Genomic DNA, 13,616 nt, shown 5'->3' with positions numbered 1-13,616 from the left:
GCTTTCGCGGCCCGTATCATTCGCGGCGATAAGGCTTGCTGTTTACTTGCCGGCCTGTAGAACTGCGACACCCGGCAGGACCTTGCCTTCCATCCATTCGAGGAAGGCACCGCCCGCCGTCGAGACATAGGTGAAGTCGTCGGCAACGCCCGCATGGTTCAGCGCCGAAACCGTATCGCCGCCGCCGGCGACGGAGGTCAGCTTGCCAGCTTTCGTGCATTCAGCAGCGTATTTGGCGACTGCGACAGTTGCGGCATCGAAGGGCGTGATTTCGAAGGCGCCGAGCGGGCCGTTCCAGACGAGCGTGGTGGCGCGGCCGATCCAGTTCTTGATTGCTTCAATCGACTTCGGACCGACATCGAGCACCATGGCATCGGCGGGGATCGCTTCGATTGCGACGACTTCGTTGTCGGCACCGGCCTTGAACTCACGGGCGACAACGCCGTCTTCCGGCAGCACGATCGCGCAGCCGGAGGCAGCGGCCTCGATCATGATTTGCTTTGCGGTATCGGCGAGATCATGTTCGCAGAGCGACTTGCCGACATTGGTACCGCGGGCGGCGATAAAGGTGTTGGCCATGCCGCCACCGATGACAAGCGCATCGACTTTTTTCACCAGATTCATCAGGAGGTCGATCTTGGTGGAGACCTTGGCACCACCGACAATGGCGACGACGGGGCGGACCGGATTGCCGAGGCCCTTTTCCAGGGCTTCAAGTTCCGCCTGCATCGTGCGGCCCGCATAGGCCGGCAGCAGGTGGGCAAGGCCTTCCGTGGAAGAGTGGGCGCGATGCGCGGCCGAGAAGGCATCGTTGACGTAGATATCGCCATTGGCGGCAAGCGCCTTGGTGAAGGCTGCGTCGTTCTTTTCCTCTTCCTTGTGGAAGCGGGTGTTTTCCAGCAGCAGGATGTCGCCGTTGTTCATCTTGGTAACAGCGTCGGCGGCTGGAGCGCCGATGCAATCGGAGGCGAACAGAACGGCATGATCCAGAACTTCTTCGACGGCCGGCACGATGAGACCGAGGGAGAGATCCGGGGAGGGGCCATCCTTCGGGCGGCCGAAATGGGCAAGCAGAATGACCTTGGCGCCCTTTTCGGACAATTCGAGAATCGTCGGGGCGACACGTTCGATGCGGGTCGCATCGGTGACCTTGCCATCCTTGACCGGCACGTTGAGGTCGACGCGCACCAATACGCGCTTGCCGGAGATGTCGGTGAGATCGTCGAGGGTTTTGAAGGCTGCCATGGGAGGATCCAATATTGTTGGTGGCGAAAAGCGGGCCGACCATACTACGGATGATCGCAGACGCAAGGCGTTCAGACGTCGTTTTTGCCCGTCGTCGAATCGCTTGAAACGACTTCATGCGCGCGCTCGCGGCGCTTCTGCAGGTAGGCGCGGATACTCTTCAGGATATCATGGAGATTGATGAAGATCGGCATGATGACGGGCGGTTCCACCGCCTCGAGCGACATTCCGACGGATTGGATATGATCGTTCTCGTCGAGATCGCGGACGATGAGGATAATCTCGCCCAGACGAACGCGATCCGCATAGTCGGCCTTGCCACCGAGGCGATGGCGCATGAGCTCCGCTATGGTCAGTCCCTTCTCCTGCTCACTCAGCAGGCCCGGCCCATAGGCAGCATCGAGATCGGCGGCAGGGCGAAGCGGTGAGATCGAGAAGGCGCCGAAGAATTCGGCATCCTCAGGATCGACCGGCGCGCGGCTAGCGAAGAGGCGGTCGAGCAGGCGTGAATAATTGGGGGAGACGAAAAGATAGACGACATCATTTTCGCGCAGGCGGCCGGCATATTGATAGCGCATGGACTTGCCGTCGCGAACGATCAGCGATGGTGTCGCCCAGCGCGGAATGCGCTCGCCGCGCAGGACCGGACTGTCCTTCACGACACGATAGGAGAGGAGTTCGTGGTTGACCGTGCCCGGCAGGTCGACCTCGACCTTGTCGATCGCGCCCATGCGCGGGGGAATGATGAGGCCAAGCCGGCGCGCCATCGGCTTGATGGTCCAGCCCTGTACGAGCAGTGACACCAGCACGACGATGAAGGCGACGTTGAAATAGGTTTGGCCAGCCTGCAGGCCGCCGAGGATCGGCATGATGGCCAGAAGAATGGAGACGGCACCACGCAGACCGACCCAGGCGACGAAGCCGGTTTCCCGCTGCGTATAATCGAACGGCAGCACACAGAGCCAGACTGCAATCGGCCGGGCAACGAAGATCAGGAACAGTGCCAGCGCAATGGCTGGGATGGCGATCGCCGGAAATTCCGAGGGCGTGGCGAGCAGACCGAGCACGAGGAACATGATGATCTGCGCCAGCCAGGTCATGCCGTCCTGGAAACGCTTGATCGAGGCCGATGCGGGCAGCTTGCGGTTGCCGGCATAGATGCCTGCGACATAGACGGCCAGGAAGCCGCTGCCGCCGACGGCACCGGTAAACGAGAAGACGAGGAGCGCGAGCGCCAGCACGAAGATGGGCGTCAGGCCGCGATCCGTTTCCAGGCGGCTGACAATGAGGACGATCATCATGCCGCCGAGCAGACCGAGTATGACACCCAGTCCCATCTGCTGGACAAAGGTGGCAAGCATGGCGAGGTTGATGCCGGCATAGCCTTCGCCATTTGCCAGGAGTTCGACCAAGGCAAGCGTCAGAAAGATCGCCATCGGATCGTTGGTGCCGGATTCGACTTCCAGTGTTGAGCGCACCTTGTCACGGATATTGATGCCGCCAATGCGCAGAAGGAAGAAGACCGCGGCCGCGTCCGTCGAAGCGACGATGGAGCCGAGCAGCAGCCCTTGAAGCCAGGTAAAACCAAGCAGCCAGGTGGCGGCAAGGCCGAACAACGCGGCCGTTACGACGACGCCGACGGAAGCGATGGTCAGCGCGGGTGCCGCGGCAAGCTTGAAGGCCTGGATCGGAGTGCCGTAGCCGGAATCGAAGAGGATGATGGCTAGCGCCAGAGAGCCGAGAATATAGGCGAGATAATTGTTGGAGAATTCGATGCCGAGGCCGTCTGTGCCGGCGGCAAGGCCGATCATCAGGAAGAGCAGCAGCAGGGGGGCGCCGAAACGGAAAGCAAGAAGGCTGGAGAAAGCCGCGATGAGAATGAGAACCGTGCTGATCAGCACGATGACGTAAAATGCCTCCACCTTTTCTTCCCCTTTTCCGTGCGCCGCTGCTGGGGCCAAAAAGCCCGGAATGCGGAAATCCCTTCGTCATCCCATCATGCAGTCCTGCCGGCCATATTGGCAAATATGGCCTTAATCAGAGGAGAGCTTTACGACTGAGCCCGCCCTGACGATTGCAACAGCATGATGTGATGCGCTTTTGCCAGAACGGCGAAGCGGCTTGGAATACACTGGGAGACTTCCTGCTCGAAATTTATTGGTAAATCTGGACCATAGCAGGGCAGGGAGAGCAAAGATTGGGGCTTTTGAAGGGCAGTTGCGATGGGGGGATTACTGAAACCTCAGAATGCATTTCAAAATCGAGAATAAGTTATCCTACCATCCGAAACCGTGGACAGAGAATGAAGTGCTCATAATGCCTCTGGCCACACCGAAGGGCTTGTGTGTGGATCCTCGGGTCAAGCCCGAGGATGACGGCCCTTGAGGATGGGCTAAAGACACAGCGATTTTGGAGATGTATTTCGCTGATTAACCGCGTGAGGATAGTGATTTTTATCTAAGAAAACTATCGTTTGCCCGCGGCCTACCCCGCAACACCGTCATCCTCGGGCTTGACCCGAGGATCCATGCACAAGCGCGCATGATTTCATGCAAGGGATAAATGGGTAGGAGCCGTCAGCATGGGCGAAGCTCAAACATCCACACGCCTGAAATAGATCGGGTAGTCGATCACCAGCCCGTTCTCGTCCGCCAATAATAATGCCGACGGCGCGGATAGTCGCGACGCCGGCATTAATGTCAATCAGGGTTGAACCGCGATCAGATCGTCTTGGCGAAGGCGACTGCCGTGTCCGACATGCGGCTCGAGAAGCCCCATTCGTTGTCGTACCACGACAGGACGCGCACGAAGTTGCCTTCCATGACCTTGGTCTGGTCGGTCGCGAAGATCGACGAGTGGCTGTCATGGTTGAAGTCGCGGGAAACCAGCGGCTCGTCGGTATAGCCGAGGATGCCCTTCAGCTTGCCGTTCGATGCAGCCTTGATGGCTTCGTTGATTTCGCCGACCGACGTTGCCTTCTTGGCCACGAACTTGAAGTCGACGACCGAGACGTTCGGCGTGGGAACGCGGATCGACGTGCCGTCGAGCTTGCCCTTGAGGTGCGGCAGAACGAGACCGACAGCTTTTGCGGCGCCCGTCGACGTCGGGATCATGGACAGGGCTGCGGCGCGGGCGCGGTACAGGTCCTTGTGCATGGTGTCGAGCGTCGGCTGGTCGCCGGTGTAGGAGTGAATGGTCGTCATGAAACCATGGTCGATGCCAACGGCGTCATCGAGAACCTTAACGACCGGAACCAGGCAGTTCGTGGTGCAGGATGCATTGGAGATGACCAGATGCTCCTTGGTGAGCTGGTCATGGTTGACGCCGAAAACGACGGTCAGATCGGCGCCGTCGGCAGGAGCCGAAACGATGACGCGCTTGGCGCCGGCCGTCAGGTGAGCGGCGGCCTTGTCGCGAGCCGTGAAGATGCCCGTGCATTCCATGGCGATATCGACGCCGAGATCGCGGTGCGGCAGGGTTGTCGGGTCCTTGATCGCCGTGACCTTGATCGGCTTGCCGCCGCCAACGATGATCGTGTCGCCTTCGACCTTCACTTCGGCGGGGAACTTGCCATGGATGGAATCGTAACGCAGCAGGTGGGCGTTGGTCTCGACCGGCCCAAGGTCGTTGATGGCAACGATCTCGATGTCGGTGCGGCCGGATTCGACGATTGCGCGCAGAACGTTACGGCCGATACGGCCAAAGCCGTTGATAGCAACTTTTACAGTCATTGAATGTCACTCCCGTTCACTCAGGGTGTTTATCTATTGGATTTGAGAGCGCTTGTCAGCGCCCTCAGGAAAGCTTTGCCTCAGCGGCGGCGACAACGGCCTCCGTCGTGATGCCGAAATGCTTGTAGACGTCCTTGTAGGGAGCGGAAGCGCCGAAGCTCTTCATGCCAATGAACGCGCCTTCCGGTCCGATGAAGGCATCCCAGCCTTCGCGAACGCCGGCTTCGACGGCAACCTTGACCGGCGAGTTGCCGATGACTTCCTTGCGGTAGGCGTCCGGCTGCTCGAAGAAGAGTTCGGTGCAGGGAACGGAAACGACGCGCGTGGAGACGCCCTTGCCTTCCAGGACGGCGCGGGCAGCAACGGCGAGTTCAACTTCGGAGCCCGAAGCGAAGATCGTGACCTTGGCGTCGGCATTGCCGGCCAGCGTGTAGGCGCCGAGTTCGCAGAGGTTCTTCTCGCTATATTCCGTACGAGCGGCCAGCAGGTTCTGACGGGTCAGGGCAAGGCCGGACGGGCGGTTGGTCGTCTTGATGGCGATCTGCCAGCATTCGGCCGTTTCCGTTGCGTCTGCCGGGCGGAAGAGCTGGAAGTTCGGGATGGCGCGCAGGCTGGCGACCTGCTCGACCGGCTGGTGGGTCGGGCCATCTTCGCCGACGCCGATGGAATCATGCGTCAGGACATGGATGGCGCGAATGCCCATCAGGGCGGCGAGGCGGAGCGGCGGGCGGCAATAATCCGAGAAGATCAGGAAGCCGCCGCTATAGGGGATGAGACCGCCGTGGAGCGCGATGCCGTTCATGGCAGCAGCCATGCCGTGTTCGCGGATACCCCAATGCATGTAACGGCCGGAGAAATCGGTCGGGGTGATCGACTTCATCTGGCTGGTCTTGGTGTTGTTCGACGGCGTCAGGTCGGCGGAGCCGCCGAGCGTTTCCGGAATGAAGCCGTTGATGACTTCGAGCGCGTCTTCCGAAGCCTTGCGAGTTGCGACCGTCGGCTTGGTTTCCGCGAGCTTTTTCTTGTAGTCGCTGATGGCGGCGTCGAAGCCCGCAGGCAGCTTATGATCGAAGCGGCGGGTGAACTCGGCCTTCTTGGCCGGGTCGGCGGCTGCAAGACGGCCTTCCCATGCTTCGCGGACGCCGACGGAGCGTTCGCCGGCAGCGCGCCATTCACCGAGGATGTCGTTCGGAATGACGAAGGGCTCGTAGGGCCAGTTGAGAGCAACGCGGGTCGCGGCGATTTCCTCGGCGCCGAGCGGCGAGCCGTGGACTTTATGGGTGCCCTGCTTGTTCGGAGCGCCGAAGCCGATGATCGTCTTGCAGGCGATCAGCGTCGGGCGGTCGGACTTGTGGGCGGCTTCGATGGCGGCAGCGATGGCGGCCTGGTCGTGACCGTCGATTTCGATCGTGTTCCAGTGAACAGCCTTGAAGCGAGCGACCTGATCGGTCGAGTCCGAAAGCGAAACGGCACCGTCGATGGTGATGGAGTTGTTGTCCCAGAACAGGATCAGCTTGTTGAGCTTCAGGTGGCCGGCCAGCGCGATCGCTTCATGGCTGATACCTTCCATCAGGCAGCCGTCGCCGCACATGGCATAGGTGTAGTGATCCTGAAGCTCGGCGCCGAACTCCTCGCGCAACTTGCGTTCGGCAATCGCCATGCCGACGGCATTGGCAATACCCTGGCCGAGCGGGCCGGTGGTGGTTTCGATGCCCGTGGCGTGACCATATTCCGGATGGCCGGCGGTCTTGGATCCGAGCTGGCGGAAGCGCTGGAGCTCTTCGACCGTCATGTCGGGATAACCGGTCAGATAGAGGACCGAATAAAGCAGCATCGAGCCGTGGCCAGCCGACAGGACGAAGCGGTCGCGGTCCGGCCACAGCGGGTTCTTCGGATCGAAGCGCAGATATTTGCTAAAGAGAACGGTGGCAACATCAGCCATCCCCATCGGCAAACCGGGGTGACCGGAATTGGCCTTCTCGACAGCATCCATGGCAAGGAAACGGATCGCATTCGCCATCCGGTCGTGTTGTTCGCGAGAGTTCATGGGTTTTTCCGCAGTGTTCCGGGTTCGGGGGATGGCCACACGCTTGGGAGGGAGGGCCATCGGTTGAAAGGCGGGTGAAGGGGAGACGCTCTTCCGAACGCCATTTTCAACGTCGCCTCAGGCGGTCGAGACATAGCAGTTGGGGCGAGCAAGTCAATAAATCGAGGGCTCAATACGAGCCTCTCGGGGCAATTTTTTGACATTTGCCCGTTCACTTTTACAAAAGACGACAATCATGCGACAAGGCCTGTGTAAGCGGCAAAGGCGGCATTCATCCACAGAATAGGGGGGCTGCCACATGACAGCCTTTATTGACGTGCTGTTGCCGAGTTGAATATTGTTGCGAAATCAGACAAGTGGCCGGATGTTTTGATTCGGGCCTTGCGCGGAGATGCGAAGGGTATGACACCTTCAGGCAAAACGGTGGACGCGGCGCTCGCCCAATTGCGCCAGGCGCTTTCGACTTTGGAGAGCGCCGTCGACGGACGGTTCGAGCGGGAACGGGCGCAGAGCGATATAGAAGGCGAGGTCCGTAGGGTTCACGCCGATCGATCCCGCCTTGCCCAGGAACTGGACCAGGCCGAGTTCCGCGCGAACCGGCTGGAAGAGGTCAATCGCGAAGTGTCGCGCCGGCTCGTGACGGCGATGGAAACCATAAGAGCCGTGCTGGACCGCTGATCCCTCGGGAGGCAGCCGTCGCAGTGCGGCAGTGATCGGAAAGTCGAATGGCACAAGTAACGGTAACGATCGACGGCAAAGCCTACCGGATGGCCTGCGAAGAGGGCCAGGAAGACCATCTGACGGATCTCGCCAATCGCTTCGACCGTTATGTCATGCATTTGAAGAGCCAGTTCGGTGAGATCGGCGATCTCCGGGTGACCGTCATGGCGGGCATCATGATCATGGATGAGGTGAGCGAATTGACCCGGCGCGTGTCTTCGCTGGAGGCTGAGCTGGAAACCTTGACCAGCACCCGGGATACGACAGTGGCAGCCAATGCGCGGGCCGAGGAGACGCTGGCTAGCGTCATCGACGAGGTGACGACGCGCATTCACGGCATCACCGAGAAGCTTTTAGAGCGGCCGGGCGTCGAGCAGGCTTGAGTTATTTCTGGGGCTGCCCGTCGCAGCCCTCTGGTAGAAAGCTTCAAAGCTCTTTATATAGTTCAGGCGGTCTGCGCTTCCCGACAGGAACCACAATCCCTGGGGCCATACTCGATCCAAAGGGAGCTGTCCCTGACCAGGCCCGTGGGCCTGGACACACGGTGCCCACCTACGTTTGTAGGCGCCCAGGATCGTAAACATCCATCGGTCGTCGTGGATCGCTCTTAAATCTTCCTAGCTGGGTGCCAATTCTCTGGCAGATGGCCAAGGAAGGCGCCGCGCAGTTCTTCCGCCGCGCTGACGCCACTCCTCCTCCCCTTAACCTTTGGATCGCAGGTAAGCGCCGCGCTCGAGTTCGGCGCGATTGGTCGCACTGCGCAGCCGCAGCAGATCTTTGCGGGCGATAAGGCCGACGAGGCGGCCGGTCTGCGGCTCGACGACCGGAACACGTCCCGTATCGGCATGGATCATGATATCGGCGACGCGCCCCACCGTATCTTCGAGATGGGCAACCGGAAGAGACGTATCCGAGATCACGTCATAGAGCGATTGATCCATGAGGTCCGGTTCGCTCTGCCAGCGCAAGGCATCGGCGCGCGAGATCATGCCGACGAGGCGGTTATTCTCTCCGACGACGGGATAGAAGCGATGCGCATCCGGCCGCTCCGTCATCTGCGCCAGCGCTTCCAACAGGCGCATGGAGGCTGGCAATGTGTCCACCTCGGCGATCATGATGTCGCGGGCACGGGTCAGCTCGAACGGGTCGATGCCGTATTCGCGGGTAATGTGCTGGCCACGCCTTGCGATCTTTTCCGTCAGAATCGATCGTTTCAACAGAAGAACGGTAACGGCATAGGCCGTGACCGTTGCCGCCAGCAGCGGCACCAGCGCACTCGTGTCTCCCGTCAGCTCGACGGCGAAGAAGGTGCCCGTCAGCGGAGCACGCATGGTGCCGCCCATCATCGCTGCCATGCCGAGCATTGCCCAGAAGCCGGGATCGCCTGGCAGGGCGAGGCCGAGGAGCCAGCCGAGAGCGCCGCCGAGAATGAGCAGCGGCGCCAAGACGCCGCCCGAGGTGCCGGAGGACAGCGCCACGAGCCAGATGCCCGCCTTGACCAGCAGGATCGCGAGCACCGCAGCAACGGTGATATGGCTATGCAAGAGATCGGCGATGATGTCGTAACCGACGCCCAGCGCACGCGGTTCGATCAGGCCTCCGAGCCCGACGACGAGGCCGCCGAGCGCCGGCCACCACATCCAGTGGATCGGCAGCTTCTCGAAGGCATCTTCGATCTTATAGAGCAAAGTCGTCAGCAGACCGGATTGTAGGCCGGAGATGATGCCGAGGCCGGCGGCGAGCAGAATGCCCCACCAGGAGAGCGACATCTCGAAATGCGCGGGGAAGAGTGCGCCGTTGCCCATCAGCAGCGGCCGCCAGACGACCGAAACGCAGGCCGCGACCGCGACCGGAATGAAGCTGCGCGGCTTCCATTCGAAGAGCAGCAGTTCGACGGCAAGCATGACGGCCGCGATCGGTGTGCCGAAGACCGCGGTCATGCCCGCCGCGGCGCCGGCGACAAGCAGGGTCTTTCTCTCGGCGGCGCTCAGATGGAAGAGCTGCGCGAAGAGCGAGCCGATGGCGCCGCCGGTCATGATGATCGGACCTTCCGCGCCGAACGGCCCGCCGGAACCGATCGAGATCGCCGATGAGAGGGGCTTCAGCACCGCCACCTTCGGCGACATGCGGCTGCCGCCGATCAGGATCGCCTCGATGGCTTCGGGAATGCCGTGGCCGCGAATCTTTTCCGAGCCGAAGCGTGCCATCAGGCCGATGACGATGCCGCCAAGAATGGGAGCGGCCACCATCCATGGCGAGCGTGCCACAGTGGCGAAGGAGAGCGGCTCGGTGCTGATCTTGAACAGCCAGACGGCGTTGCTGACGAGCGCGATGAGATTGATGAGTACCCAGGCGGCGAAGGCGCCGCCGGTGCCGACGACGAGCGCCATGGCGATCAGAACCAGGACGCGCTTGTCCGTAGTGAAATCGCCATTGTCCTTGCGGGAGGCCCCGCCGGAGAAATCGTGATTGTGACTTGGTTGGATTGACGTGTCCTGCATGGGAGGCCTTCTGCGCCAGAGCATTTCCGCTTTTCTTTGAAAAGCGGAAGCACTCCATCTTCCTGTTCTTACGCATCCCGAACGGAAAACCGCTGCGCACTTTTCCTGGAATGCTCCAAGCGTGCGGGCTGTCCTTCAGCCGCTCCCCGCTTCGAGATGGCAAATATATCGTAATGCGATATAAATCAACTCAAGCGCATTGCGATCTGCAAGATTCGTTTTCGGCGCTTTTGGTCCTTGATCCGGAGCATGCGGTTGCCGCAAAACCGCTGAAGATTTTGCGCGACATGCTTTAGGACCGCGAACAGCGGCAATGAGGACGATTTGATGGTGCGACGTGTGGATGAAGCTCTTTCGCAGGCTGACTATGAGGCGCTGGCGACGCTGCGCTACACCCTGCGCAAGTTCATGGATTTTAGCACGTCGGCCGCGCAGGAGGCAGGCCTCCCGCCGCAACAGCATCAGGCGTTGCTGGCGATCAAAGGCAATGGAACGGCCGAGGCGATGACGATCGGCATGCTCGCGGAAAAGCTGCTGATCGCACCGCATACGGCGACGGAACTTGTGGGGCGCCTGATCGACGGCGGCTATGTCACCCGCCATCCAGATCCAACGGACAAGCGCCGGCAGACGCTACAGCTGACGGAAAAGTCCGAAGAGGTTCTGCAAACATTGAGCTCGATCCATCTGGCCGAAATCCGTGAGATGGCACCGCGGCTGATCGAGATCCTCACGCAGCTTCAGGCCGGCGTTCGTAGCGACTGAGGGCGCCATTGCCCGGTGATACCGGCAATGGCGCGGGGCGATTATTGGCCGAAACGGATGCCGCCGTCGCAGATCAGCGTATGGCCGCTGGTGAAGCCGTTACCGATCAGGAAGGCGATGGCTTCGGCGATCTCCTCAGGGCGGCCGACACGGCCAACGGGCGTGCGGGCTGCAAATCCGGCGAAGGTCTGCTCCCTCTGCCCCGCGGTGAAATCCCACCAAGGAGTATCGACGACGCCGGGCGACACGCAATTTACCCGGACCGGCTTGAGCTCGACGGCGAGGATCGGCGCGAGGGCGGCTATGGCGGCATTGATGGCTCCAAGTCCTGCGGTTCCGGGCATGGCGGCCTGTGCCGATACGGCGGAGACGAAGGTGATGCTGCCTTGTTTCGAAAGATGCGGAAGGCAAGCCTGAGCACAGGCGAAATGCGCCATGGTCTTCTGCTCGAAGCCCTTCCTTAGATCGGCGAGATCGACGGTGGCAAAGGGACCGGCGCCATTGCCGCCACCCAATGCCAGGACGAGATGATCGACCGGTCCGATTGCCTGGAAGGCCTCGGCGAGGCCGGCAAAGTCGGCAGCATCCATGGTCACGGTGGCAATATCGCCGTTGAGGCTTTGCCCGGCTGCCTGAAGTTTGGCGGCATCGCGACCCGTGATGGTGACACGATAGCCTTTTTCGAGAAGATGGGCGGCGGTCGCAAGACCGATGCCGGAGGAGCCGCCGATAATAGCGACGTGTTGAGACGACATGCGTGTCTCCTTTCGAGGACAGAGAGTGGTGGGAGTGTGTGGTTCAGGCGAGGCCGGAAAGGCTTTGGCTGAGTGTTCGCAGGCGCTGTCGCGCCGTTGCGTCATAGGCTTGAGCAGAGGCGCGGGATGGGCGCAGTCCGTCGTAATAGAGGCCGGACTGTCCCTCCAGGGCGCCGCCCGCGGCCAGATTGAGGATGGCATCCGCCCCTTGCTCGACGGAGCTTATCGGTGAAACGCCTGCCTGGCGCACCATGGTCGTGTCCATATAGGTCGCGGGGTGCAGGCAGTTGGCGGTGATGCCGGAGCCGGCAAGCTCCTCGGCGAGATCGAAGGTGAACATGATCTGCGCCAGCTTGCTCTGGCAATAGGCGCGCACTCCGCTATAGCCGCGCGTCAGCATGACATCGGAGAAGTCGATCGCCTGCTGGCCAACAGAGGATACATTGACGATGCGGGCGGGAGCACTTGCCTTCAACAGAGGCAGGAGCCGGTGCGTCAGCAAGAAGCCCGCGAGATAATTCACCGCGAAGCGCAGCTCGTATCCGTCTTGGCTTACCTGGCGTCCGCCGCCGCCGCCGCTGGTACCGATGCCGGCATTGTTGATCAGAACATCGAGGCGATCGATGTCGCGCTCGATGGCGTCGGCGAGGATGCGAACCTCTTCCAGCGAGGAAAGGTCGGCGAGATAATAGGCCGCTTTGCCGCCCTTATCCCGGATGCGGGAGACCAATTCTTCCGCGCGGGTCCCGTCGCGGCCGTGAACGATCACCGTCGCGCCTGCCGCTGCCAGTCGTTCCGCAACTCGGCGCCCGACACCATCCGTCGAGCCTGTAATCAGGACCGTCTTGCCGCTCATATCCATAGCAACCGCCTTCTCGTTGTCTGCATGATGATATGTGGCAGCTTGCGGACGCGGCAAACAGTTCTGACTTTATCCTAGTATTGATCCTGCTATGATGGGGCATGACCGTCAATCAGAGCCAGACCATCCTCGAAGCCAGGCGTCGCGAGTTCGGCGCCTTTCTGCGCTCGCGTCGGGAAAAGCTGACGCCCGCCGGCGTTGGACTTCCGGAAGGGTTCCGGCGGCGCACGCCGGGGCTCAGGCGCGAAGAAGTGGCGCTTTTGGCCGGTGTCGGCACCACCTGGTACACATGGCTGGAACAGGGCCGGGACGTTCGCCCTTCTGCAGAGGTTCTATCGGCGCTGGCCGATGCGCTGCGACTCGATCCGGTCGAGCGGCGGCATCTCTTCACCCTCAGCGATCGGCCGTCTGTTGATGTTCCGTCGCGCGGGCCTGAGGAGGTACCGGCCGCGCTGGTGCGCATGCTTGCGAGCCTTGCCGGCCAACCGGCCTATGTTCTCGGCAGGCGTTGGGACGTGCTCGCCTGGAATGCGGCAGCCGTCGCGCTTTTCGGCGATTATGCCTTGTTGCAGGGGGATGCGCGCAACAGCGTCCATCGGGTGTTCACCGATCCTGCGCATCGGCAGCTCCTTGTCGATTGGGAGATCGTGGCGGCGAATTCGCTGGCGATGTTTCGCGCCGACAGTGCCCGTTATGCCGGCGATCCCGATTTCGAACGGCTGATCGCCACCTTGACGCATGCAAGCCCCGAATTTCGTGCGTGGTGGCCGAGACAGGATGTGTTGCGGCCGCTGACAGGTCACAAGCGGCTGCGCCATCCGGAGGGCGGCTTGATGACATTCGAATATACCGCGCTTGCCGTCATGGACCGTGCCGACATGAAGCTGGTGGTTTATACACCGCTCGAAGAGGACGGGACGAGCGACAAGCTGAAACGACTGTTGGGCCGCGCCGGCGCAGCCTAAATCCAGCTTCCTCCGAACCCAACCA

At 61.3% G+C, this 13,616-nt stretch carries 11 protein-coding genes and 1 other RNA gene; 5 read left to right on the top strand and 7 right to left on the bottom strand.

The features are described from left to right. Positions 1-42 precede the first annotated feature (42 nt). The 4 genes from AC13RC_RS22695 to tkt form a co-directional block, all read right to left on the bottom strand. A complete protein-coding gene (locus AC13RC_RS22695; protein WP_488558464.1) occupies positions 43-1,245 on the bottom strand; it encodes a phosphoglycerate kinase in 1,203 nt (400 codons plus the stop codon). A 71-nt stretch (positions 1,246-1,316) separates the two neighbouring features. After that, positions 1,317-3,167: a potassium/proton antiporter gene (locus AC13RC_RS22690; protein WP_113355187.1), complete on the bottom strand. Its 1,851-nt coding sequence runs from the start codon at positions 3,165-3,167 to the stop codon at positions 1,317-1,319. A gap of 798 nt (positions 3,168-3,965) precedes the next feature. Continuing rightward, positions 3,966-4,976 carry a type I glyceraldehyde-3-phosphate dehydrogenase gene (gene gap, locus AC13RC_RS22685; protein ID WP_488558463.1) on the bottom strand — a complete coding sequence of 337 codons (1,011 nt, stop codon included), beginning with the start codon at positions 4,974-4,976 and terminating at the stop codon, positions 3,966-3,968. A gap of 64 nt (positions 4,977-5,040) precedes the next feature. Then, complete coding sequence (gene tkt, locus AC13RC_RS22680) at positions 5,041-7,023, bottom strand: transketolase (protein ID WP_113330368.1); 1,983 nt, start codon at positions 7,021-7,023, stop codon at positions 5,041-5,043. A gap of 402 nt (positions 7,024-7,425) precedes the next feature. Between tkt and AC13RC_RS22675 the strand changes: the two genes are divergently transcribed. The 3 genes from AC13RC_RS22675 to ssrS all read left to right on the top strand — a co-directional run bounded on the left by AC13RC_RS22675 (position 7,426) and on the right by ssrS (position 8,350). Next, entirely contained in the window at positions 7,426-7,701 is a 276-nt protein-coding gene (locus AC13RC_RS22675; protein ID WP_015341018.1) for a DUF4164 domain-containing protein, read from the top strand. Positions 7,702-7,748: 47 nt separating this feature from the next. After that, positions 7,749-8,126, top strand: coding sequence for a cell division protein ZapA (locus AC13RC_RS22670; protein ID WP_113230704.1), 378 nt, complete (start codon positions 7,749-7,751; stop codon positions 8,124-8,126). Between the two features lie 65 nt (positions 8,127-8,191). After that, positions 8,192-8,350, top strand: a non-coding RNA gene (gene ssrS / locus AC13RC_RS22665) — 6S RNA. A gap of 94 nt (positions 8,351-8,444) precedes the next feature. Here ssrS and AC13RC_RS22660 read toward each other — a convergent pair. Then, positions 8,445-10,244: a chloride channel protein gene (locus tag AC13RC_RS22660; protein WP_488558462.1), complete on the bottom strand. Its 1,800-nt coding sequence runs from the start codon at positions 10,242-10,244 to the stop codon at positions 8,445-8,447. 327 nt (positions 10,245-10,571) lie between these two features. Between AC13RC_RS22660 and AC13RC_RS22655 the strand changes: the two genes are divergently transcribed. Further along, entirely contained in the window at positions 10,572-11,009 is a 438-nt protein-coding gene (locus AC13RC_RS22655) for a MarR family winged helix-turn-helix transcriptional regulator (RefSeq protein WP_113330366.1), read from the top strand. Positions 11,010-11,050: 41 nt separating this feature from the next. On the opposite strand, the gene AC13RC_RS22650 is transcribed toward AC13RC_RS22655, so the two are convergent. Both AC13RC_RS22650 and AC13RC_RS22645 read right to left on the bottom strand, forming a co-directional pair. Continuing rightward, positions 11,051-11,764: an SDR family oxidoreductase gene (locus AC13RC_RS22650; protein WP_488558461.1), complete on the bottom strand. Its 714-nt coding sequence runs from the start codon at positions 11,762-11,764 to the stop codon at positions 11,051-11,053. Positions 11,765-11,807: 43 nt separating this feature from the next. Beyond that, positions 11,808-12,626 carry an SDR family NAD(P)-dependent oxidoreductase gene (locus AC13RC_RS22645; RefSeq protein ID WP_488558460.1) on the bottom strand — a complete coding sequence of 273 codons (819 nt, stop codon included), beginning with the start codon at positions 12,624-12,626 and terminating at the stop codon, positions 11,808-11,810. A 101-nt stretch (positions 12,627-12,727) separates the two neighbouring features. Here AC13RC_RS22645 and AC13RC_RS22640 point away from each other — a divergent pair, with 101 nt between their 5' ends. Beyond that, positions 12,728-13,591, top strand: a complete 864-nt coding sequence (locus AC13RC_RS22640; RefSeq protein ID WP_488558459.1) for a helix-turn-helix transcriptional regulator — start codon at positions 12,728-12,730, stop codon at positions 13,589-13,591. Positions 13,592-13,616 lie beyond the last annotated feature (25 nt).

The organism is Martinezella sp. CNPSo 3890 (assembly GCF_057784455.1).
The sequence above is the reverse complement of the archived record's forward strand: the minus strand, read 5'-3'. Positions and strand labels throughout refer to the sequence as shown.

What these genes read in the sequence shown, in the direction of transcription:
- AC13RC_RS22650 (WP_488558461.1), bottom strand. Translation starts at nt 11,764, where the DNA reads ATGTCGTCTCAACACGTCGCTATTATCGGCGGCTCCTCCGGCATCGGT.
- AC13RC_RS22645 (WP_488558460.1), bottom strand. Translation starts at nt 12,626, where the DNA reads ATGGATATGAGCGGCAAGACGGTCCTGATTACAGGCTCGACGGATGGT.
- AC13RC_RS22655 (WP_113330366.1), top strand. Translation starts at nt 10,572, where the DNA reads ATGGTGCGACGTGTGGATGAAGCTCTTTCGCAGGCTGACTATGAGGCG.
- gap (WP_488558463.1), bottom strand. Translation starts at nt 4,976, where the DNA reads ATGACTGTAAAAGTTGCTATCAACGGCTTTGGCCGTATCGGCCGTAAC.
- AC13RC_RS22670 (WP_113230704.1), top strand. Translation starts at nt 7,749, where the DNA reads ATGGCACAAGTAACGGTAACGATCGACGGCAAAGCCTACCGGATGGCC.
- AC13RC_RS22660 (WP_488558462.1), bottom strand. Translation starts at nt 10,244, where the DNA reads ATGCAGGACACGTCAATCCAACCAAGTCACAATCACGATTTCTCCGGC.
- AC13RC_RS22640 (WP_488558459.1), top strand. Translation starts at nt 12,728, where the DNA reads ATGACCGTCAATCAGAGCCAGACCATCCTCGAAGCCAGGCGTCGCGAG.
- AC13RC_RS22675 (WP_015341018.1), top strand. Translation starts at nt 7,426, where the DNA reads ATGACACCTTCAGGCAAAACGGTGGACGCGGCGCTCGCCCAATTGCGC.
- AC13RC_RS22695 (WP_488558464.1), bottom strand. Translation starts at nt 1,245, where the DNA reads ATGGCAGCCTTCAAAACCCTCGACGATCTCACCGACATCTCCGGCAAG.
- tkt (WP_113330368.1), bottom strand. Translation starts at nt 7,023, where the DNA reads ATGAACTCTCGCGAACAACACGACCGGATGGCGAATGCGATCCGTTTC.